The sequence below is a fragment of the Sinorhizobium saheli genome, assembly GCF_001651875.1.
Lineage (GTDB): Bacteria > Pseudomonadota > Alphaproteobacteria > Rhizobiales > Rhizobiaceae > Sinorhizobium > Sinorhizobium saheli.
On the sequence record NZ_LNQB01000102.1, the window covers coordinates 197,258 to 217,948 of the forward strand.

The window sequence follows — 20,691 nt, forward strand, 5'->3', positions numbered from 1 at the left end:
CCTCAAGAAATGCGTTGCCCTGATGTAGGCCCGCCGCCGCGCGGCGTCAATCGAGAAGGCGTTTTCAGGCGACCGCGAAGGCAAGCGCGTAGCTGCGCGATTGCCCGGGCTCGAGCCGGTCGAGTTCCCCGTGCGCGGCGAGATCCGGCCGCTTTGCCAGGCGGTGTGATGCCGGCTCGATGCTGATTACATTCGCCCCGCCGCGCTGGCAGCGCCACATCTGCAGGAAGGGCAGCGTGTCGGTCCGGAAACGCACGCTGAGCGTGCGGTCTTGCAGCCCCGGCAGCGCCGCCAGCGCCACCTCCGCCCATCGGCCGTCGCCGGCGACGGCCTTGCGGCAGAAATGCGCGCTTTCCCCTTCCCCGAAGCGCCAGGCGAGCGACCCGCCCTCGACCGACGGGCTTTCGATCCGCGTGTCGTCGCCGAGGAGCCGCCCGGCAATGTTCATGTGATACATCATCATCGGAGCGAAAGCCGCTGCGCCGATATTGATGACGCGATCGGAAAGTGTCACGCTGCCCGTCGGCTCATCGATCTGCCAGAGGCGCTCGACGGCGGCACGGCCGCCGCAGGCGAGATCGACCTCGATCGCGCCGCTGCAGCGGTCGCCGCCGGCCGACATCGTCGTCCGGGTGACGGGCGTCCCCGCGAGGGAGCCGTGCAAGGGATAATGCCTGCCGCCGCCGCCTTCCACAGGCTCCGGGTGACGGATGTGGTCGGGACCGCAGGTGAAGAGGAAGCCGGCGAGCGCGCGGTCGATGCGCGGATCACCATCGGAGGGAATTGCGGTGCCGGGCGACAGGTCGATGCCGGCGACAACGAAGGCGGCGATATCGAGCGCCGACGAACGGTCGAAGAGGATATGTCTCTCGCTGCCCTCGCCGGCGCTGAGCACGGTCTGCATTCCTGGCCCCCAGAATCAGGCGGATCAGGGCATAATAGCGCAAGCGGGCCCCGCCGTGTGTGTTGCGGGCGAACCATCCCGACGAAAAAACGTTATGGATTCAACAAGGTCGAGCGGCGGATGCCGCGTTTCGGGCGCCGTGTCCCGTTGCAACGCTCGAAGGGGTCGCTTAACTAGGATTTAAGGGAATGTTCATGATGAATTCATTTTTTTCACATTAACGTCGGAATCGGCATGTACCGCGCCAGGAAAACCACCAGAAAGACGGGTTCTATCGTGACGTCAGCGCCTCGCTTTGGCCTTTCGCTTGTTGCCGCACTTGGGCTTCTCGCCGGTGAGTTCGCCCCGGCCCATGCACAGGAAGGCTATGGCGACTATTGGAGCGACCGCGATGTGATGCTGGTCACCCCGGAAGGCGATATCCTCGACTATATGCCGGGCCGCGACGAGGTCCAGGTCATGCGTGACCGGCGTGGTCGCACCGTATTGGTCGACCCCTGGGGCAATATCGTCGCGACCGTGGTGCCGAATGATGGCTACGGTGCCGTCCGTCGCCGGCAGTATGACGCCGGGGGCTATTCGGAGCGCGACCGCGGCTACGGCTATTCCGAGCCGGGCGAATTTACCGGCACCGTCCCCGACTACCGCGATGTGCAGCCGGCTCCGGTGGAGCGTGAAGAGCTTCCGAACAGTCTTCCGTCGCTCTCCGAGGAGGCGGCCTACGACCCGCAATATGAAAATCCGCTCAAGCAGCCGATGCCGCCGGCGGCCGCGGTGAAGGGCAAATCGAGCGCGGAGATCACGGCGCTGCAGGTCTTCCTCGACCGCGAAGGCTTCTCCCCCGGCGTCATCGACGGCAGGATGGGCTCGAACGTCACCAAGGCGATCGAAGCCTGGCAGCAGGCGACCGGCGAGACGCTCGACCCCAACAACACCGAGGATATCCTCGAACGCCTGCGCTTCAACGGCGGCCTGCCGATCACGAACTATACGATCACCGCCGCCGATGCGGCCGGCCCCTACGTCGCCTCGATCCCCGAGGATTATGCGCACAAGGCGATGCTCCCGCATCTGTCCTTCACGTCGACCACCGAAATGCTCGGCGAAAAGTTCCATATGGACGAGAACTACCTGCGCGAACTCAATCCCGGCGTCGATTTCACCATCCCCGGCACGACGATCAAGGTCATCAATCCCGGCGCGAACAAGACGGGCAAGGTGGCGCGGATCATCGCCGACAAGGGGCGCAAGCAGGTGCTCGCCTATGACGACGCCGGAAACCTCATCGCCGCCTATCCGGCCAGCATCGGCTCGGCCGACACGCCTTCGCCGTCCGGCACGGTGAGCGTCGAGCGGATCGCCTTCGACCCGGGCTACACCTACAATCCGAAGATCAATTTCCAACAGGGCGCGAACGACAAGATCCTGCAACTGCAGCCCGGCCCGAACGGCCCGGTGGGCACCGTCTGGATCGCGCTTTCGCGGCCGACCTATGGAATCCACGGGACGCCGGAGCCGTCGAAGATCGGCAAGACCCAGAGCCATGGCTGCATCCGTCTGACCAATTGGGATGCGACGGAACTCGGCAAGATGGTGAGCCCCGGCGTAACCGTCGAGTTCGTCGATTAAGGCCACCGCGCTCCTCGCTCCTGCAGCGCCGGTTCGTCCGTCGACCGAAGCGTGATCTCATGCTAGTGCGGCCCTGACTGCGGCCGCTAACCAGCTGTCACCGTAGCGGAAAGCGCAACGTTGCGGCCCTCATGACATCATGAAACATTGTCATGAAAAACTTTGCCGCATTGGCCTTATCACGAGGTTCAGTACCCTCAATCACCGCAAAGGAATGTCCGCGATGGCGACGGAGCGCCCTCTCCCCAATCTCTGGCATGCGACGGCACCGGCCGCCCCGAAAACGGCGCCGCTCACCGGCGCGGTGACGACCGAGGTGGCGATCGTCGGAGGCGGCTTCACCGGTCTCTCCGCCGCGCTTCATCTGGCCGAAATGGGCGTCAAGGCGACGGTGATCGAAGCGCGGATGATCGGCTTCGGCGGTTCGGGCCGCAATGTCGGCCTCGTCAATGCCGGCATGTGGGTAAAGCCCCACGACCTGATCGCAACGCTTGGAGCCGCGGCCGGAAACCGGCTGCTCGACGAACTGGGCGAAGGTCCCTCCTTCGTCTACGAGCTCGTCGCCAAGCACGGCATCGAATGCGAAGCGGTGCGCAACGGCACCCTGCACATGGCGGTCGGCGACGAGGGGCTGAAGGAGATCGAGGAGCGCGAGGCGCAATGGCAGAAGCGCGGCGCGCCGGTCGAGGTGCTTTCGGCCGAGAAGGCGCAGGCGCTCTCCGGAGCAGCGGGCTTTACCGGCGCGCTGCTCGACAGGCGGGCGGGGACCATCCAGCCGCTCGCCTATGCGCACGGACTGGCCCGAGCGGCACTTGCGGCCGGCGCCGAGATTTTCACGGATACGCCGCTTCTTGCGGCCGAGCGCAAAGGCGATCTCTGGAAGCTGAAGGCCGGGCAAGGTACGGTTACGGCGCGCCACGTCATCCTTGCGACCAATGCCTATGGCGGCGTCGTTGCCGACGTGCCCTGGAAGGAGTACCGGCAGGAACTGACGATCCTGCCCTTTTTTCAGATGGCGACCAATCCCCTCCCGGAAAAGGTCGCCGCGCGGATATTGCCGCAACGCCAGGGCGCCTGGGACACGGGCCTCGTCATGACCTCTTTCCGCATGGACCGGCAGAACCGGCTGATCTTCGGCTCGATCGGCCGCCTCGACGCGCTCGCCGCCAGCACACATCGGGCCTTCGCCGCCCGTTCAGTGCGCAGACTATTCCCCTATATCGGCGACTTCCGCTTCGAATACTGGTGGGACGGCCGCATCGGCATGACCACCAACAACCTGCCGGCGATGCACGTGCTCGCCCCCAATGTCGTAACGGTCAGCGGCTACAACGGCCGCGGCATCGCGCCGGGCACCGTCTTCGGCCGCGCGCTCGCCCGCTATGTCACCGGCGACAGCTCAGCAATCCCGCTCGCCGAATCGCCGATCACGGCGGATCCCTGGCGGAACCTGAAGTCCGCCTTCTATCACGTCGGCGCCCAGGCCAAGCACTTCATCGACCGGCGGTTCTGAAGCACGCGTCTCCGCTCCCTCCATGCCCGCGCCTGTCACCGGGACGGAAGCGTCTCACGCCGCCCGCGGCAAGGCCGAGCGCAAGCGGGACATCAGGGCGCGGCGCGCCGACATCGGGAGCAGGTTCTGCACCTCGCTTGCAAGCGCGAAGGCGTTTTCGCGTGCCTTATCGAGATTGCTGACCCGGTTCGGGTCCATCGTCTGCAGGGTGCCGCCGCATTCGAAGATCTCCCGATAGGCGACGCGCTCGACGATCGGCGTATCGAGGACCGAGACGCCGCGCGAGGCAAGCAGCGCCTTGATCGTCTGCAGCGCCCGCGTCGTCACCAAAGAATTGACGCGCGTCAACACGACCGAGTGATTGATGCGGACCCTCGCCCTTTCCTCGATCTGGCGGATGAGTTCGAGGATCTGCACCGCACCGCGCGCATCCATCGCGCAGCCTTGAACGGGGATCAGCACCTGATCGGAAAGCCCGAGCGCCAGCGCGACGATCGCGTCCCTGGCGCCGGCGAGATCGATGACGATGAAATCGACCTCGCCCTTGAGCTCGCGAATGTGACAGGGCAGCGAGGCCGGGGTGACATGCGAGATCACTTCCAGGTTGGCGATGTGCCCGGACACTTCGGACCAGCTGGTGATCCAGCGCTGCGGATCGGCGTCGAGCACCACGACGCGGTTGCCCTGTCTCGCCAGCTCCGTCGAAAGAATCAGCGCCGCGGTCGTCTTGCCCGCACCGCCCTTCGCATTGGCGAATGTGATGACCGCCATCTTCCACCTCGTTTTTGCATGTTCTTTTTGCAGGCCGGTCCCAGGCAGGACGGGCGCGCCGGTTTCTTAATAGAACCTTTCAGAACATGGTTAACAAAATGGAAACTTTCGGCCCCCAAATATTAATAAAAACATCTTATTGCCGGTGAAGCGCAATGAAAAAGCCCGGAAAACCAGGGTTTCCGGGCTCCGAAAAAATTAACGCGAGCTCCCGTCAGATGCACTCGGCAAAGAGCTTCTTCGCCGCATCGAGCGTCAGCTCGACCGGGTTGCCTCCGGCCGTCGGATCGACGATCGCCATCTCCGCCATCTCGTCGATGCGGTCGGTGCCGACACCGAGTGCGGCGAGCTTGTCCGGAACGCCGAGCGCCTCGCGCAGTTGCAGAACGTAATCGTAGAAGCCGTCGAAGCCGCCGGCGATCCCGAGATAGGCGGCCGCGCGCGCGATCTTCTCCTCGATCGCCGGGCGATTGAAGCGCAGCACCGGCGGCATCACGACCGCATTGGTCATGCCGTGATGGGTGTTGTAGATCGCCCCGACCGGATGCGAGAGCGAGTGGATCGCGCCGAGACCCTTCTGGAACGCGACTGCGCCCATCGCCGCGGCACTCATCATATTGGCCCGCGCCTCGATGTCAGCACCGTCCTTGTAGGCGCACGGCAGGTATTCCTTGACGAGCCGCATGCCTTCGAGCGCGATGCCGGCCGACATCGGGTGGTAGAACGGCGAGGAATAGGCTTCGAGGCAATGCGCGAAGGCGTCCATCCCCGTGCCGGCGGTAATCACTTTCGGCATCCCGACCGTCAGCTCCGGGTCGCAGATGGTGACGCCCGGCAGGAATTTCGGATGGAAGATCACCTTCTTCACGTGGCTTGCCGAATTGGTGATGACGCTGGCGCGGCCGACTTCGGAGCCGGTCCCTGCCGTCGTCGGGACGGCGACGATCGGCGCGATGCCCCCGACGCTCGCCCGCGTCCACCAGTCGCCGATATCCTCGAAGTCCCAGACCGGCCGGGTCTGGCCGACCATGAAGGCGACGCACTTGCCGAGATCGAGGCCGGAGCCGCCGCCGAAGGCGACGACGCCGTCATGGCCGCCGTCCTTGAACGCCTTGACCCCGGCTTCCAGGTTCCTGTCGTTCGGGTTCGGATCGACGTCCGCGAAGATCGCGCGGCCGAGGCCGCCGGCTTCCAGGATGTCGAGCGCATTCTGGGTGATCGCCATCGGGGCGAGCCCCCGGTCGGTGACGAGCAGCGGCTTCTTCATGCCGAGCGCCTTGCAATGGTCGGCGAGCTCCTTGATCCGGCCGGCGCCGAACTTGACGGCGGTCGGATAGCTCCAATTGGCGGTGATGGTCATGCGGTCACTTTCTTCAGGTGATAGGATTTCGGGCGGGTGAGATTATGGAAGCCGAGGATCGAGAGCGAGCCGCCGCGGCCGGTCTCCTTGACGCCCGTCCAGCAGAGCGCCGGGTCGAGATAGTCGGCGCGGTTCATGAAGACGGTGCCGGTTTCAAGCTCGCGGCCGATGCGGCCGGCGCGCTCGGCGTCCTTCGTCCAGAGCGAGGCGGTGAGGCCGTACTGGCTGTCGTTCATCAGTTCGATCGCCTCGGCGTCGTTCCTGACCTTCATGATGCCGACGGCCGGGCCGAAGGTCTCCTCGCGCATGAACTCCATCGAGTGATCGACATCGACGAGGATCTGCGGCGCGAGGTAGGCGCCGCCGTCGTCCTGCGGGAAAAGCTTCGGGTCGACCAGCGCCCTGGCGCCCTTGGCCACCGCGCCGGCGACCTGACGGCGCACGGTTTCGGCGAAACGCCTGTTGGCCATCGGACCGAGCGTCGTCTCCGGATCGAGCGGGTCGCCGAGCCTGTAGTTGGAGACCCAGGCAACGGACTTCTCGACAAAGGCGTCGTAGAGCGATTCATGCACGTAGATGCGCTCGATGCCGCAGCAGCATTGGCCGGAATTATAGGTCGCGCCGTCCATCAGCGTATCGACGGCAGCCTCAAGGTCCGCGTCCTCCATCACGTAGCCCGGATCCTTGCCGCCGAGTTCGAGGCCGAGGCCGGTGAAGGTGCCTGCCGCGGCGCGCTCGATCGAGCGCCCGCCTTCGACCGAGCCGGTGAAATTGATGAAGTCGAAGCTCTTGGCGGCAATCAGCGCCGCCGTCGTCTCATGATCGAGGAAGAGGTTCTGGAACACGTCCGCGGGCACGCCCGCTTCGACGAAGGCGCGCACCATGCGCTCGCCGACGAGGATCGTCTGGCTCGCATGCTTGAGGATCACCGTATTGCCGGCCATCAGCGCCGGGGCGACCGTGTTGATGGCGGTCATATAGGGATAGTTCCACGGCGCGATGACGAAGACGACGCCATGCGGCTCGCGCTCGATGCGCCGCTCGAAGCGGTCGCTCTCCTCGACGACGATCGGCTTCAGCGCGTCGGCCGCGATCGAAGCGACGTAGTTGGAGCGCTCGTTGAAGCCCTTGAACTCGCCGCCATAGCGCACCGGCCGGCCCATCTGCCAGGCAAGCTCCGGCACCACCTCGTCCACCATCTCGTTGAGCCGCGCGACGCCGGCAAGCACCAGCTTGACGCGCTCATCGAGCGGGCGCTTCGCCCAGCCCTTCTGCGCGAGACGCGCGCGTGCCACGGCGTCCTTGGCGCGCTCGAGCGGCATGGCCGGACGTTCGGCGTAAACCGAGCCGTCGACGGGCGAAATGCACTGGATCATCGTCATGATCGTCTTCCTGCTTCTGCTTTCAAATTGAAATGCGGGTCGGGGGTTTCCCCTCCCAACCCCTCCCCACAAGGGGGAGGGACTTACCCTGCGGCACCGCCTCGCGCCACGCAACGCCTCCACAAGTGGTGGCGGGTCAGGCGAGCGAAGTCGGTGCCGCAGGCTAGGCCCCTCCCCCTTGTGGGGAGGGGTTGGGGAGGGGTAAAACCCGCAAGCTCCTACGCCCTTTCGAAACCGCGCGCGACCTCCCAATCGGTCACCCGCCGGTCATATTCCGTCTGCTCCCACCGCGCGGCATGGACATAGTGGTCGACGACCTCCTCGCCGAAGGCCGCACGCAGCATCGTCGAGCCGGAAAGCGCCTCTGTCGCATCCCGGAGCGTGTGCGGAATCTCGCGCACGTCCGTGCCGTGATAGGCGTCGCCGACGAACGGCGCTTCCAGTTCCATCTTGTTCTCGATGCCGGAGATGCCGGCGGCGAGCAGAGCGGCAAAGGCGAGATAGGGATTGAGATCGGAGCCGCCGACGCGGCATTCGATACGGATCGCCTTGGTGTCCTCGCCGCAGAGGCGATAACCGGCCGTCCGGTTGTCCTTGCTCCAGATCGCCTTGGTCGGCGCGAAGGTGCCTGCCATGAAGCGCTTGTAGGAGTTGATATAGGGCGCCAGGAAATAGGTGATCTCGCTCGCATGGGCAAGCAGCCCCGCCACATAATGGCGCATCAGCTCCGACATGCCGTATTGCGCCGCCTTGTCGAAGAACAGCGGCGTCTCGCCGTCGGCGCTCCAGAGCGACTGGTGGATGTGAGACGAGGAGCCGGCGGCCGAATAGTTCCACTTGGCCAGGAAAGTGATCGCCTTGCCGCGCTGCCAGGCGATCTCCTTGCAGCCGTTCTTGATGATTGCATGGCGGTCGGCCATCGTCAGCGCGTCGGCATAGCGCACGTTGATCTCCTCCTGGCCGGCGGAAGCCTCGCCCTTGGAGTTCTCGACCGGGATGCCGGCACCCTGGAGGCCGTTGCGGATCGCCCGCATCACGTCCTCTTCCTTGGTCGTCTGGAAGATGTGGTAATCCTCGTTGTAGCCGCTGGCGAGCTGCAGGTCGCGATATCCGGAGAGCCGCGCATCGTCATAGGACTGGTCGAACAGGAAGAATTCGAGCTCGCTCGCCATGAAGGCCTTGAGGCCCATGGCTTCCAGCCTCGCCACCTGCTTCTTCAGGATCGCCCGCGGCGAATGCGGCACCTCTTCGTGGGTATGGTGGTCGAGGACGTCGCAGAGGACCAGCGCGGTGCCTTCGAGCCAGGGAATGCGCCGGAGCGTCGAGAGATCCGGCTTCATCGTATAGTCGCCGTACCCCTTCTCCCAACTCGTGGCCTTGTAGCCCTGGACGGTCTCCATCTCGAGGTCGGTCGCCAGCAGGTAGTTGCAGCTATGCGTCTCCTTCCAGGCGCTCTCGACGAAGTACTCCGCGTGAAACCGCTTGCCCATCAGGCGGCCCTGCATGTCCACCTGGCAGGCGAGCACCGTGTCGATGCGGCCCTCGGCCACGTCCTTCTTCAGCTCGTCAAACGTATAAGTCGCACTCATCTGTGCCGTCCAATCCCGTTTTCATTTTCCTGAGCAGACGCGACCCGGCCATGGCCGGGTCGCGCTTTCGAAATGGTCAGACCGTAACGGCCGTCGCCGCCTTTTCCTGGTGCTCGAGCGCGAACTCCTCCTCCGGCGAAAGGATGAGCCGGTGCCGGCCGACGAGCGCGAAATAGGCGATGCCGATCGCAAACCATGCGGCCACCCCGTACACGCCAGCACGGTATGCCGGGTCGAGCAGTTGGAAGTAGACCGTGACGAGCGCGATGACGATCGTCGCGACTGCCCCCGGTATGCCGAACGGGCTCACATAAGGCCGTTCGATATAAGAATGGCCCTTCCTCAATATTATGAACGAAATCGCTTGAGCCACATAGGAGCACATGGCGCCGAAGACCGCCATGTTCAGCAGCGTGCCGCCGATCGCGACCGCGGACTTGTCCGCCTCGAGGGTGAAGAACAGGAACAGCATGATGGCGAGACCGACGCATGCCCCGAAGATCATGGCGAAATGCGGCGTCTTGCCCTTGTGGTGCGTCACCGACAGGAAGGTCGGAAAGTAACCTGCCCGCGACAGCGAATAGATCTGTCGTCCCTGCGCGAAGATGATGGTGTGGAAGGAGGCAATCAGCCCGATGATCGCGACGAAGGCCAGAAGCTTGGCCGCGGTGTCGCCGTAGATCGCCCGGAAGCCGTCGAGCAGCGGTTCGCCCGACTTGCCGAGCGCGGCTGCGCCGACGCCAACCACGGAAGGGTTGAGGAACAGGATCATGGTGGCGGAGAAGATGAGGGTCAGCATCCCCAGGATGATGCCCTTCGGCATGTCCCTCTGGGGCGCAATCGACTCTTCCGCCGCAAGAGGCAGCTGTTCGATCGCGAGGAACAGCCAGACCGCGAAGGGAAGGCACGCGAGCGCACCGCCGAGACCCATCGGAAGGAACGGCCCGTTGCCGCCTTCGATCGCCGCACCGTCCGGGCCGATATTCATCGCCCAGGTCATGAAGTCGATGTTCGGGATCGCCGAGACCCAGAAGACGCCGAGCACCGCCAGTGCCATCAGGCAGACGATCACCGTCACCTTGAAGGATAGCTCGACGCCGATGATGTTGAGACCGACGAAGACGATATAGCCGACGATCCACCAGACCGGCTGGAAGGAAGCGGACGTGCCGAAGATGCTCCCGAGATAGGAACCGATGAAGAAGACGATGACCGCCGGCGTCAGCACGTATTCGACGTTTTCACAAAGGCCGGTGACGAAGCCGCCCCACGGGCCCATCGACGTACGGGCAAAGGAATAGGCCGCGCCGGTATGCGGCAGGGCGGCGCCCATCTCGGCGATCGAGAACGTCAGACCGAGATACATGATCGCGATCAGCACCGTGGCGATTGCCATTCCGCCCCAGCCACCGCTCGCGAGCCCGAGGTTCCATCCCGAAAAATGACCGGAAATGACGGCGCCGACGCCGAGCGCCCAGAGCGACCAGACGCCTGCATATCGCCTGAGGCCGCGCTGCTCGAAATAGGTAGTATCCGCCTTCTTGTATTTCACACCTGCTGGTTGGCTCTCCATGCCCTTCTCTCCTGTTCAAGCTTGTGTGGGCGCATACAAACGTGGGCTTTCCGCCTTCGTCTCGAATGTCAGCGCCGGCTCTTGATCAGCACCGCCCTCTGTCCCCGTCTTTGCCGGTGGGCGATGCATTCACCGCGGCTTTGCCGCTCCCCAGGGTCTTTATTGTGCCGGAAGGGCGGCTACGCCTTTGGCGAGCAGTCCTGCCAGATAATCGGCCATGACCCTCTGGCCGATCTCGTTGCGGATGAGATCGTTGCGGATCTCGATCATGACGTTCGGCACCCGAAAGCGGATGCCGTATTCGATCAGGCTGTGCGTGACGCCGTCGGCCGGCCCGTAGGGCTCGTTGCGGCGGATGTCGTAACCCACGTCTCCGTCGGCAGCGGCCGCGAGCATGCGGTCGGCCAGCCGGCTGTCGGCGTCGTGCAGGATGCCGATTTCGACGGAGCGGGGCTCGCCGAAATAGACCGGCGTGAAGCTGTGCATGGTGACGAGAACGGGCCGCCCGCCAGCGGCCTTGCGGTCGCCGACGAGCCGCGAAACCGCATCGTGAAACGGCTCGTAGATCTCCTCCACCCTCGCCTGCCGCTCCGCCGCCGACATCGTCCCGTTGCCCGGCACCTCGTAGACTTCGCTGACGACCGGCGTCGCGGCATCGGACTCGGGCGGCCTGTTGCAGTCGTAGACGAGCCGCGAAAAGCGTTGATGAACGAGCGTCGCGTCGAACCGTTCGGCGAGCAGCCTCGCGACCGCCAACGCCCCCGGATCCCAGGCGATGTGGCTCTCGAGCGCCTCCTTCGAGAGGCCGAGCGTTCCCAGGCGCTCGGGCAGACGGCTGGACGCGTGCTCGCAGACGAAGAGGAGTTCTCCCTTCGCGTTTGCGTTCTCGATGGCGACCGGGCCGCCCTCTGCCTGCGTCAAAAGCCCCGTCAAAACCGGTTCCCCACTGCCTCGCCTGACGATTTTGTGAAGAGAATTCTTCACGAATCAAGGCATGTCAATGAGAATTTGAAACGATCTCTTCAAAATTGCGATTGACTTCGATTGTGACGGCGATGTTTAATTTCTCACAAGCCGGCGAAGACCGGCCGAGGGGCAGAACATTGAACGGTAATGCGACATCCATGACGGTGTCGGATGTGATCAACGCACATTTCCCGGCGCTGACGCGCGCCGAGAAACGATTGGCGGAGACACTTCTCGACAACTATCCCGTGTCCGGTCTCGGCTCGATCACGACGGTCGCCGAGAACGCCGGCGTATCGACGCCGACGGTCGCCCGCATGGTTCAGAAGCTCGGCTTCCGCGGATTTCCGGACTTCCAGGCAAGGTTGCATCAGGAACTCGAGGCGACGATCTCCAATCCGATCGCCAAGCATGACCGCTGGGCGGCGAGCGCCCCGGGCACGCACACGCTCAACCGCTTCGCCGACGCGATCATGGGCAACATGCGCGAGACGCTGTCGCAGATCGACCCCGCCGAATTCGACGCCGCCGCAGCCCTGGTCGCCGATCGCAAGCGCCACGTCTATCTCGTCGGCGGGCGCATCACCCGCTCGCTTGCCGACTATCTCTTCACCCATCTCCAGGTCATCCGCACCGGCGTCACCCAGATCGCCGTCAATCCGAGCTCCTGGCCGCATTACGTGCTCGACATGAAACAGGACGACGTCCTGATCCTGTTCGACATCCGCCGCTACGAGCAGGAGATGGAAACGCTCGCCCGTTTCGCTCGCAGCCGCGGCGTCGAGATCGTCCTCTTCACCGACCAATGGGGTTCGCCCGTCGCCAAATCCTCGTCCAAGGTCTTCCGCGCCCAGATCGAGGTGCCCTCGGCCTGGGACAGTTCTGTCATGCTCCTCTTCCTCGTCGAGGCCCTGATCGAGGCCGTGCAGAGCACGAACTGGGACGCGACCCGCGATCGCATGAAGACGCTGGAAGGGCTGTTCGATTCAACGCGCATCTTTCGCAAGCCGGTCTAGGAGGATCCGGCCGAAGCATGACGTTCCCGAAACGGAAGACATCAAGGGAGGTGCAAAAGACGCCGTCACGCAGGGGCTCGACAGCGGGTCATTCCGAAGCCGGCACCTCGGCGCGGACGGGACAGAGCCTGTCACATAAGTTTCATCGCACCTCTTTAACAGCATCGCCGAAATTGGCTGAAAACCCATAAGGAGAACACCAGTGATTTCAAAGACTCAACGCCTGCTCTCGCTCTCGACCGCCATGCTGCTCGCAACGACGGCCATCGCCGCGGCCGAGCCGAGCGAAGAGCTGATCGCCGCCGCCAAGAAGGAAGGCACGCTGACCACGATCGCCCTTCCGCATAGCTGGTGCGGCTACGGCGACATCATTGCCGGCTTCAAGGCCAAGTACGGCATCGAAGTCAACGAACTGAACCCCGACGCCGGCTCCGGCGACGAGATCGAAGCCATCAAGGCCAACAAGGGCAACACCGGCCCGCAAGCCCCCGACGTCATCGACGTCGGCCTCTCCTTCGGTCCCTCGGCCAAGGCCGAAGGCCTGATCCAGCCCTACAAGGTCTCGACCTGGGACACGATCCCGGACAGCGCCAAGGACGCCGACGGCTACTGGTACGGCGACTATTACGGCGTTCTCTCCTTCGTCGTGAACACCGATATCGTCAAGGAAGTGCCGAAGGACTGGGCCGACCTCAAGAAGCCGGACTATGCGAACGCGGTCGCGCTCGCCGGCGATCCGCGCGCCTCGAACCAGGCCGTGCAGGCCGTCTATGCCGCCGGTCTCGCCGCCGGTGAAACGGACGCCGCCAAGGCGGGTGAAGCCGGCCTCGCCTTCTTCGCCGAAGTCAACAAGGCCGGCAATTTCGTCCCCGTCATCGGCAAGTCCGCCTCGCTCGCCCAGGGCTCGACGCCGATCATCATCGCCTGGGACTATAACGGCCTCTCCTGGCGCGACAGCCTGAACGGCAACCCGCCGGTCGAGGTCGTTGTTCCGGCCTCCGGCGTCGTCGCCGGCGTCTATGTCCAGGCGATCTCCGCCTTCGCCCCGCATCCGAACGCCGCCAAGCTCTGGATGGAATATCTCTATTCGGACGAAGGTCAGCTCGGCTGGCTCAAGGGCTATTGCCACCCGATCCGCTTCAACGACCTCGTCAAGAACGGCAAGGTTCCGCAGGAAATGCTCGACAAGCTGCCGCCGGCGGCCTCCTACGAAAAGGCCGTCTTCCCGACCCTCGAAGAGCAGGCCAAGGGCAAGGAAGCGATCACCACCAAGTGGGACAGCGTCGTCGGCGCCAACGTCCAGTAATCTCCTTTGCCTCCCCGCCTTCGCCGGGCGGGGAGGCTTCCCCTTGAAGACGGGATAGCCGAAGCCTCGATGACCACGACAACAACTGCAGCAGCACCCCTGATCAGCAAACGGGCCATAATCGATTGGCTCGGCATCGCGCCCTTCATGATTTTCGCGCTGATGTTCCTGGTCGTCCCGACGCTCTATCTCGTGACCGGCGCCTTTCTGACGCCGGACGGCGCGTTCACCTTGAAGAACATCGCCGATCTCTTCACGCCCTCGATCCTCTCCGCCTACTGGATCTCGATCCGCGTATCGGTCGCCTCGTCGCTCGGCGGCGCGCTGATCGGCTTCTTCCTCGCCTGGGCGATCGTGCTCGGCGGCGTGCCGAACTGGATCCGCTCGAGCCTCCTCACCTTCTCCGGCGTCGCCTCGAACTTCGCCGGCGTGCCGCTCGCCTTCGCCTTCCTCGCCACGCTCGGCCGCACGGGTCTCGTCACCGTGTTCCTGCGCGAGTGGTTCGGCTTCAATCTCTATGCGACCGGCTTCAACCTCCTGAGCTTCCTCGGTCTCACCATCACCTACATGTATTTCCAGATTCCGCTGATGGTCCTGATCCTCACGCCGGCGCTCGACGGCATGAAGAAGGAATGGCGCGAGGCCTCCGAGATCCTCGGCGCTTCCACCTGGCAATATTGGCGCATGGTGGCGCTGCCGATCCTCTGGCCGAGCCTGCTCGGCACGACGCTGCTGCTCTTCGCCAATGCCTTCGGCGCGATCGCGACCGCCTATGCGCTGACGGGAAGCTCGCTCAACATCGTGCCGATCCTGCTCTATGCGCAGATCCGCGGCGACGTTCTGCACAATCCGAATCTCGGCTATGCGCTGGCGCTCGGCATGATCGTCATCACCGGCATCTCCAACATTCTCTATATCTGGCTGCGCATGCGCGCCGAACGGTGGCAGAAATGAAAGCACGACGTATCGGCGCCTGGATCGCCATCGCCATCGGGGCGAGCTATTTCATCATCCCGCTGCTCGGCACGCTGGAATTCTCGCTGCGCATGCGCCGCGGCGCCTATTCCTTCGACGCCTATCGATCGGTCTTCGCCGACATCCAGTTCCGCGAAACCTTCGGCTATTCGATGCTGATGGCGCTACTCACCATCGTCTTCGGCATGCTGCTGGTGGTGCCGACGGCCTATTGGGTTCGGCTGCGCCTGCCGCAGGTGCGGCCGATCGTCGAATTCATCACGCTGCTGCCGCTCGTCATCCCGGCGATCGTCATCGTCTTCGGCTATCTGCGCCTCTACAATTCCTCCTCGGTGCTGCCGCTGACCGGCTCGACCTCCGGCACCAATGCGCTGCTGATGTTCTCCTATATGACGCTGTCGCTCCCCTACATGTATCGCGCCGTCGATACCGCCATGCGGGCGATCGACGTCAGGACGCTGACGGAGGCGGCCGAAAGCCTCGGCGCCAGATGGCCGACGATCCTCTTCCGCTGCATCTTCCCGAACGTCATGAGCGGGGTGCTGTCCGGCGCGTTCATCACGCTTGCGATCGTCATGGGCGAATTCACCATGGCGGCGCTGCTCAACCGGCCGGCCTTCGGCCCCTATCTGCAGCTCGTCGGCGCCAACAAGGCCTACGAGCCTTCGGCGCTCGCGGTCATCGCATTCGCTATCACCTGGCTCAGCATGGGCCTGATCCAGCTCGTCTCCCGTTTCCAGAAATCCGCTCCGGCCAAGGCATGATCACATGGCATTCCTGACACTCACCAATATCCAGAAGTCCTTCGGCCCGGTTCAGGTCGTGCACAACTTCGACATGGGCATCGACAAGGGCGAGTTCGTCTCCTTTCTCGGCCCCTCCGGCTGCGGCAAGACGACGATCCTGCGCATGATTGCCGGCTTCGAGACGCCGTCGGGCGGATCGATCCTCATCAACGGCAAGGACCAGGGCGCGCTGAAGCCGAACCAGCGCAACATCGGCATGGTCTTCCAGGCCTATGCGCTCTTTCCGAACATGAACGTCCACGACAATGTCGCCTTCGGCCTCAAGGTCGCGGGCGCAACCAAGGCGGAAATCGATCAACGGGTGAAGCAGATGCTCGGGCTCATCAAGCTCGAGCACCTGGCGGACCGTTACCCCTATCAACTGTCCGGCGGCCAGCAGCAACGCGTGGCGCTTGCGCGCGCGCTTGCGGTCAAGCCGCAGGTGCTGCTGCTCGATGAGCCCCTCTCCGCGCTCGATGCGAAGATCCGCATCTCGCTGCGCGAGGAGATCCGGCAGATCCAGCAGCAGCTCGGCATCACCACCGTCTTCGTGACGCACGACCAGGAGGAGGCGCTGTCGATCTCCGACCGGATCGTCGTCATGAATGCCGGCCGCGCCGACCAGATCGGCACGCCATTCGAGATCTACAACACGCCGGCGACGCGTTTCGTCGCCTCCTTCGTCGGGACGCTCAACATCATCGAGGGCAAGGTGGCGGACCCGGCAGCGGGCGCCGTGACCATCGGAGGCCAGCGCATTTCGCTGAAGGAGCCGATCGCTGGCTTCAAGGGGGGCGACAGCATCTCGCTGGCGCTCCGGCCCGAGGCGGGCTCGATCGCCGAAAACGGACGCGGCGACACGGCCCTTCCCGGCGAGGTGGTCTCGACGAGCTTCCTCGGCTCGGTGATCCGCACCAAACTGCGCGTCGGCAGCGACATCATCTCCTTCGACATGTTCAACAATCCAGGCATGACGCCGCCGGTTGCCGGCGATAACGTCACGCTCCGCTTCGCCGCAAAGGACCTGCTCGTCATCCGCGAATGATCAATGCGAGGCGGCAGGAGCCGGCGATAAATGATTGATCCGATTCACTCAATTGGCGCGGACTGAATCGATCTCTGAAGTTCTTGACTCAACTTTTGAGCTTCAGCCGCCGGCGTGTCTCGCTGGGGCTTTCGCGATAATGGGCGCGGTAGCTGCGCGAGAACGACGATGAGGAATTGAAGCCGGAGATCGCCGCGATGTCGGCGAACTCCATCCGCGTCTCGATCACCTTGCGACGCGCCGCGTTGAGCCTGAGCGCCAGATAATGTTCGTGCGGCGCCACCCCCATCGTGTCCTTGAAGAGGTCCTGCAGATGGCGGGCGCTGACGCCCACCCGACGCGCGAGCCTCGCAAGCGTCAGCGGCGCCTCGACCGTCTCCTCCATCAGCCTGACCGCCGCGCCGACACGGGCATCGAGGATGCGCATGTTGCCGATCGCCGGCATCTGCAGGAGGTCGCCGCGCGTGCGCTCCTGCTCGTAGATGAAGAGCCGCGACACCTCGAGCGCCAGCGAATAGCCATGCGCCCTACGGATCAGTTCCAGCATCAGGTCGAGCGTCGGCAGCGAACCGCCGGTGGTGATCCGCTTGCCATCGATCACGAAACGCTCGCGCACCATGGTCACCTGCGGATAGGCGGCCGCGAAATCCTCGAAATCCTCCCAGTGCGTCGTGGCGGAGAAGTTGTCGAGAAGACTGGTCTCCGCAAGCAGCCAGGAGCCGGACTCGATCCCCGCCATCATCTCGCGATGCCGCGCCGTCTGCGAGAGCAGCATCTTCAGTTGCGAGGTTGCGCTGCGCTGCCACTCGTAGCTCGAAAGCACGAAGAGCGGCGCCGTCTCGCGCTGCGGCCGGAACGGTCCTGCAACCGGAATGGGGATGCCGCTCTTCGTTTCGATCGCATGGCCATCCGGGCTGAACATCGTCCAGGTGTAAAGGCTGCGCCCGGCAATGCGGTTGGCGGCGCGCAACGGCTCGACGACGGAGGCGACGAGGATGAGATTGGTCTCCGGTAGCACCAGCAAGTCGATATGCTGCGCCCCCTGACCAGCGCGATCCATGGCGAACTTCCTCCGTCTTTCGCCGAGATTGTATAGAATGGTTCCGATCGAGAAAAGCAGTGCGGCGCTTTCTGGCTCGTAATGGGTCTCAACAAAAAGGAGACAGCCATGCCGCTCAGCATGAACCGCGAGGTTTTCATCACCTGCGCCGTCACCGGTTCCGGAGACACCGTTTCCAAATCCAGCCACGTTCCGGTCACGCCGAAACAGATCGCCGAAGCGGCGGTCGAGGCCGCCCGGGCGGGCGCGGCGGTCGTCCATTGCCACGTTCGCGATCCGGAGACCGGCGCCCCGTCCCGGCGCCTCGATCTCTACAGGGAAGTGACCGACCGCATCCGCTCCGCCGACATCGACGTGGTCCTGAACCTCACCGCCGGCATGGGCGGCGACCTCGTCTTCGGCAATGTCGAAAGCCCCTTCCCGGTCAACGAGAAAGGCACCGACATGGCCGGCGCCAGCGAGCGCGTCGCCCATGTTGCCGCGTGCCTGCCGGAGATCTGCACCCTCGACTGCGGCACGATGAACTTCTCGCTCGGCGACTATGTGATGACCAACACGCCGTCGATGCTGCGCGAGATGGCGCGCCAGATGACGGCGCTTGGTGTCCGGCCCGAGATCGAGGCCTTCGACACCGGCCATCTCTGGTTCGCCAAGCAGCTCGTCGAGGAAGGCCTGATCGAGGACCCGGTCCTGATCCAGCTCTGCATGGGCATTCCGTGGGGGGCGCCGGACGACCTCAACACCTTCATGGCGATGGTCAACAACGTGCCGTCGAACTGGACCTTCTCGGCCTTCTCGATCGGCCGCAACGCCATGGCCTATCCGGCCGCCGCGATCCTCGCCGGCGGCAATGTCCGCGTCGGGCTGGAGGACAACCTCTATGTCGGCAAGGGCCAACTCGCGACCAACGGCCAGCTTGTCGAAAAGGCCGTGTCGGTGATCGAGGGCATGGGGGCGAAGATCATCGGACCCAAAGAGGTCCGCGAGAAATTGAAACTGACGAAGCGGTAGCAAAAACCCCTCCCCAACCCTCCCCACAAGGGGGAGGGCTTAACCTGCGGCAACGTCCGTGCCCGGAAGAGGCGTCAGCTTCGGCTGAAATGTCCGGTTCGGGGAAATCCGGAGAGGCAGGTGGGCAGTTCGAGAGGGACAGAGAGGATCCGGAGCCACCCATCCCTCCCCCTTGTGGGGAGGGTGGCCCAAAGGGCCGGGAGGGGTTCCGCGGCAACAGTTGGATGGAGAGACAATGACCATCATCACCAAGGCCGCCTGCGTCGGCGGCGGCGTCATCGGCGGGGCCTGGGCGGCGCGTTTCGCGCTGGCCGGCATTGACGTCAACATCTTCGATCCGCATCCGGAAGCCGAGCGCATCATCGGCGAGGTGATGGCCAATGCGGAGCGCGCCTATGGCATGCTGACCATGGCGCCCTTGCCGCCGCGCGGCAAATTCACCTTCTGCAAAAGCATCCAGGAAGCCGTGCAGGACGTTGACTGGATTCAGGAAAGCGTCCCCGAGCGGCTGCCGCTGAAGCGCGGCGTGATCACCGAGATCGACGCGGCTGCCAAGCCGGCTGCCTTGATCGGCTCGTCGACTTCCGGACTGCTGCCCTCGGACCTCCAGGCCGAAATGAAACATCCCGAGCGCATGTTCGTGGCGCACCCTTATAACCCCGTCTACCTGCTGCCGCTGGTCGAACTCGTCGGCGGCAAGAAGACCTCGCCCGAGACGATCAAGCGCGCTCAGGCAGCCGTCGCCGAGATCGGCATGAAGGGCGTCGTCATCGCCAAGGAGATCGAGGCCTTCGTCGGCGACCGGCTGCTCGAGGCGCTGTGGCGCGAGGCGCTCTGGCTGATCCAGGACGACATCTGCGATACCGAGACGCTCGACGATGTGATGCGCTATTCCTTCGGCATGCGCTGGGCGCAGATGGGGCTTTTCGAGACCTATCGCATCGCCGGCGGCGAAGCCGGCATGCGCCACTTCCTTGCGCAGTTCGGCCCCTGCCTGAAGTGGCCATGGACGAAGTTCACCGATGTCGTCGATCTCGACGACGCACTTGTCGAGAAGATCGGCGCCCAATCGGACGCCCAGGCTGCCGGCCGGTCGATCCGCGAACTCGAACGCATCCGTGACGAGAACCTCGTCGGCATCATGCAGGCGCTGAAGGCTGGCAATGGCGGCGAAGGTTGGGGTGCCGGCAAGCTGCTCGCCGATTTCGAGAAGCGCCTCTGGGCAAGGGGTGGAGACCAGTCGAAGACCTACGACCCCTCCGGCCCGCTGCGCCTCGTCGAGACCAAGGTCAACGCCGCCTGGGTCGACTACAACGGCCACATGACCGAGCATCGCTACCTGCAGCTCTTCGGCGATACGTCGGATGCGCTGCTCCGGCTGATCGGCGTCGATTTCGCCTATGTCAAAGCCGGCCACAGCTACTACACGGTGGAGACGCATATCCGCCATCTCGGCGAGGCCAAGCTCGGCCAGGCACTCTATACGACGCTGCAAATACTCGCCTCGGACGAGAAGCGCATCCACTTCTTCACCAGGATTCACGACACCGTCTCAGGCGAAGTGATCGCTACCGCCGAGCAGATGATGCTGCATGTCGACGCCCACGCCGGCAAGTCTGTCGCCGCACCGACCGAGGTATTGGAGAAGCTGAAGCCGATCGCGGAAGGGCATGCGAGGCTTGGGGTGCCGGATGGCGCGGGCAGGCACGTCGGACAGAAACGCTGAGACGACAAGGTGGCGGCCCCTCATCCGGCTGCCGCCACCTTCTCCCCGCAGGCGGACCGCAGGCGGGGAGAAGGGACATG

Annotated in this window: 17 protein-coding genes; 9 read left to right on the forward strand and 8 right to left on the reverse strand. The window is 64.2% G+C overall.

What is annotated here, in order from left to right; all coding sequences use genetic code 11:
* Positions 1-64: 64 nt before the first annotated feature.
* Positions 65-904: a DUF4432 family protein gene (locus tag ATB98_RS27230; RefSeq protein ID WP_066879652.1), complete on the reverse strand. Its 840-nt coding sequence runs from the start codon at positions 902-904 to the stop codon at positions 65-67.
* 234 nt (positions 905-1,138) lie between these two features.
* Between ATB98_RS27230 and ATB98_RS27235 the strand changes: the two genes are divergently transcribed.
* Both ATB98_RS27235 and ATB98_RS27240 read left to right on the forward strand, forming a co-directional pair.
* A complete protein-coding gene (locus tag ATB98_RS27235) occupies positions 1,139-2,533 on the forward strand; it encodes a L,D-transpeptidase family protein (RefSeq protein WP_066879655.1) in 1,395 nt (464 codons plus the stop codon).
* Positions 2,534-2,756: 223 nt separating this feature from the next.
* Positions 2,757-4,046 carry an NAD(P)/FAD-dependent oxidoreductase gene (locus tag ATB98_RS27240; RefSeq protein ID WP_066879661.1) on the forward strand — a complete coding sequence of 430 codons (1,290 nt, stop codon included), beginning with the start codon at positions 2,757-2,759 and terminating at the stop codon, positions 4,044-4,046.
* Positions 4,047-4,100: 54 nt separating this feature from the next.
* Here the strand turns inward: ATB98_RS27240 and ATB98_RS27245 are convergent, their stop codons facing one another.
* From ATB98_RS27245 to ATB98_RS27270, 6 genes are all read right to left on the reverse strand, one after another.
* Positions 4,101-4,817, reverse strand: coding sequence for a ParA family protein (locus ATB98_RS27245; RefSeq protein WP_066879664.1), 717 nt, complete (start codon positions 4,815-4,817; stop codon positions 4,101-4,103).
* Positions 4,818-5,031: 214 nt separating this feature from the next.
* Entirely contained in the window at positions 5,032-6,177 is a 1,146-nt protein-coding gene (locus ATB98_RS27250; protein ID WP_066879667.1) for an iron-containing alcohol dehydrogenase, read from the reverse strand.
* Positions 6,174-7,559, reverse strand: coding sequence for an aldehyde dehydrogenase family protein (locus tag ATB98_RS27255; protein ID WP_066879669.1), 1,386 nt, complete (start codon positions 7,557-7,559; stop codon positions 6,174-6,176). The genes ATB98_RS27250 and ATB98_RS27255 overlap by 4 nt, the downstream gene beginning before the upstream one ends.
* A gap of 218 nt (positions 7,560-7,777) precedes the next feature.
* A complete protein-coding gene (locus tag ATB98_RS27260; RefSeq protein ID WP_066879672.1) occupies positions 7,778-9,148 on the reverse strand; it encodes a glutamine synthetase family protein in 1,371 nt (456 codons plus the stop codon).
* A 76-nt stretch (positions 9,149-9,224) separates the two neighbouring features.
* On the reverse strand, positions 9,225-10,721 hold the full coding sequence (locus ATB98_RS27265; RefSeq protein ID WP_066879675.1) for an amino acid permease: 1,497 nt from the start codon (positions 10,719-10,721) through the stop codon (positions 9,225-9,227).
* A gap of 159 nt (positions 10,722-10,880) precedes the next feature.
* A complete protein-coding gene (locus ATB98_RS27270) occupies positions 10,881-11,654 on the reverse strand; it encodes an N-formylglutamate amidohydrolase (RefSeq protein WP_066879680.1) in 774 nt (257 codons plus the stop codon).
* Positions 11,655-11,824: 170 nt separating this feature from the next.
* On the opposite strand from ATB98_RS27270, the gene ATB98_RS27275 reads away from it, so the two are divergent.
* The 5 genes from ATB98_RS27275 to ATB98_RS27295 all read left to right on the forward strand — a co-directional run bounded on the left by ATB98_RS27275 (position 11,825) and on the right by ATB98_RS27295 (position 16,814).
* Positions 11,825-12,703: a MurR/RpiR family transcriptional regulator gene (locus ATB98_RS27275; RefSeq protein ID WP_084435826.1), complete on the forward strand. Its 879-nt coding sequence runs from the start codon at positions 11,825-11,827 to the stop codon at positions 12,701-12,703.
* Between the two features lie 202 nt (positions 12,704-12,905).
* Positions 12,906-14,009 (forward strand): ABC transporter substrate-binding protein, encoded by a 1,104-nt coding sequence (locus tag ATB98_RS27280; protein ID WP_066879687.1) that lies wholly within the window; start codon positions 12,906-12,908, stop codon positions 14,007-14,009.
* Between the two features lie 69 nt (positions 14,010-14,078).
* On the forward strand, positions 14,079-14,963 hold the full coding sequence (locus ATB98_RS27285) for an ABC transporter permease (RefSeq protein WP_066879690.1): 885 nt from the start codon (positions 14,079-14,081) through the stop codon (positions 14,961-14,963).
* A complete protein-coding gene (locus ATB98_RS27290; RefSeq protein ID WP_066879693.1) occupies positions 14,960-15,748 on the forward strand; it encodes an ABC transporter permease in 789 nt (262 codons plus the stop codon). Before ATB98_RS27285 ends, ATB98_RS27290 begins: the two co-directional genes overlap by 4 nt.
* Positions 15,749-15,752: 4 nt before the next feature.
* Positions 15,753-16,814, forward strand: coding sequence for an ABC transporter ATP-binding protein (locus ATB98_RS27295; RefSeq protein WP_066879696.1), 1,062 nt, complete (start codon positions 15,753-15,755; stop codon positions 16,812-16,814).
* Positions 16,815-16,902: 88 nt separating this feature from the next.
* Here ATB98_RS27295 and ATB98_RS27300 read toward each other — a convergent pair whose 3' ends face one another.
* On the reverse strand, positions 16,903-17,874 hold the full coding sequence (locus ATB98_RS27300) for a GlxA family transcriptional regulator (protein WP_066879699.1): 972 nt from the start codon (positions 17,872-17,874) through the stop codon (positions 16,903-16,905).
* 108 nt (positions 17,875-17,982) lie between these two features.
* Between ATB98_RS27300 and ATB98_RS27305 the strand changes: the two genes are divergently transcribed.
* Both ATB98_RS27305 and ATB98_RS27310 read left to right on the forward strand, forming a co-directional pair.
* Positions 17,983-18,885, forward strand: coding sequence for a BKACE family enzyme (locus ATB98_RS27305; RefSeq protein ID WP_066879918.1), 903 nt, complete (start codon positions 17,983-17,985; stop codon positions 18,883-18,885).
* Between the two features lie 235 nt (positions 18,886-19,120).
* Entirely contained in the window at positions 19,121-20,611 is a 1,491-nt protein-coding gene (locus tag ATB98_RS27310) for a carnitine 3-dehydrogenase (RefSeq protein ID WP_066879704.1), read from the forward strand.
* Positions 20,612-20,691 lie beyond the last annotated feature (80 nt).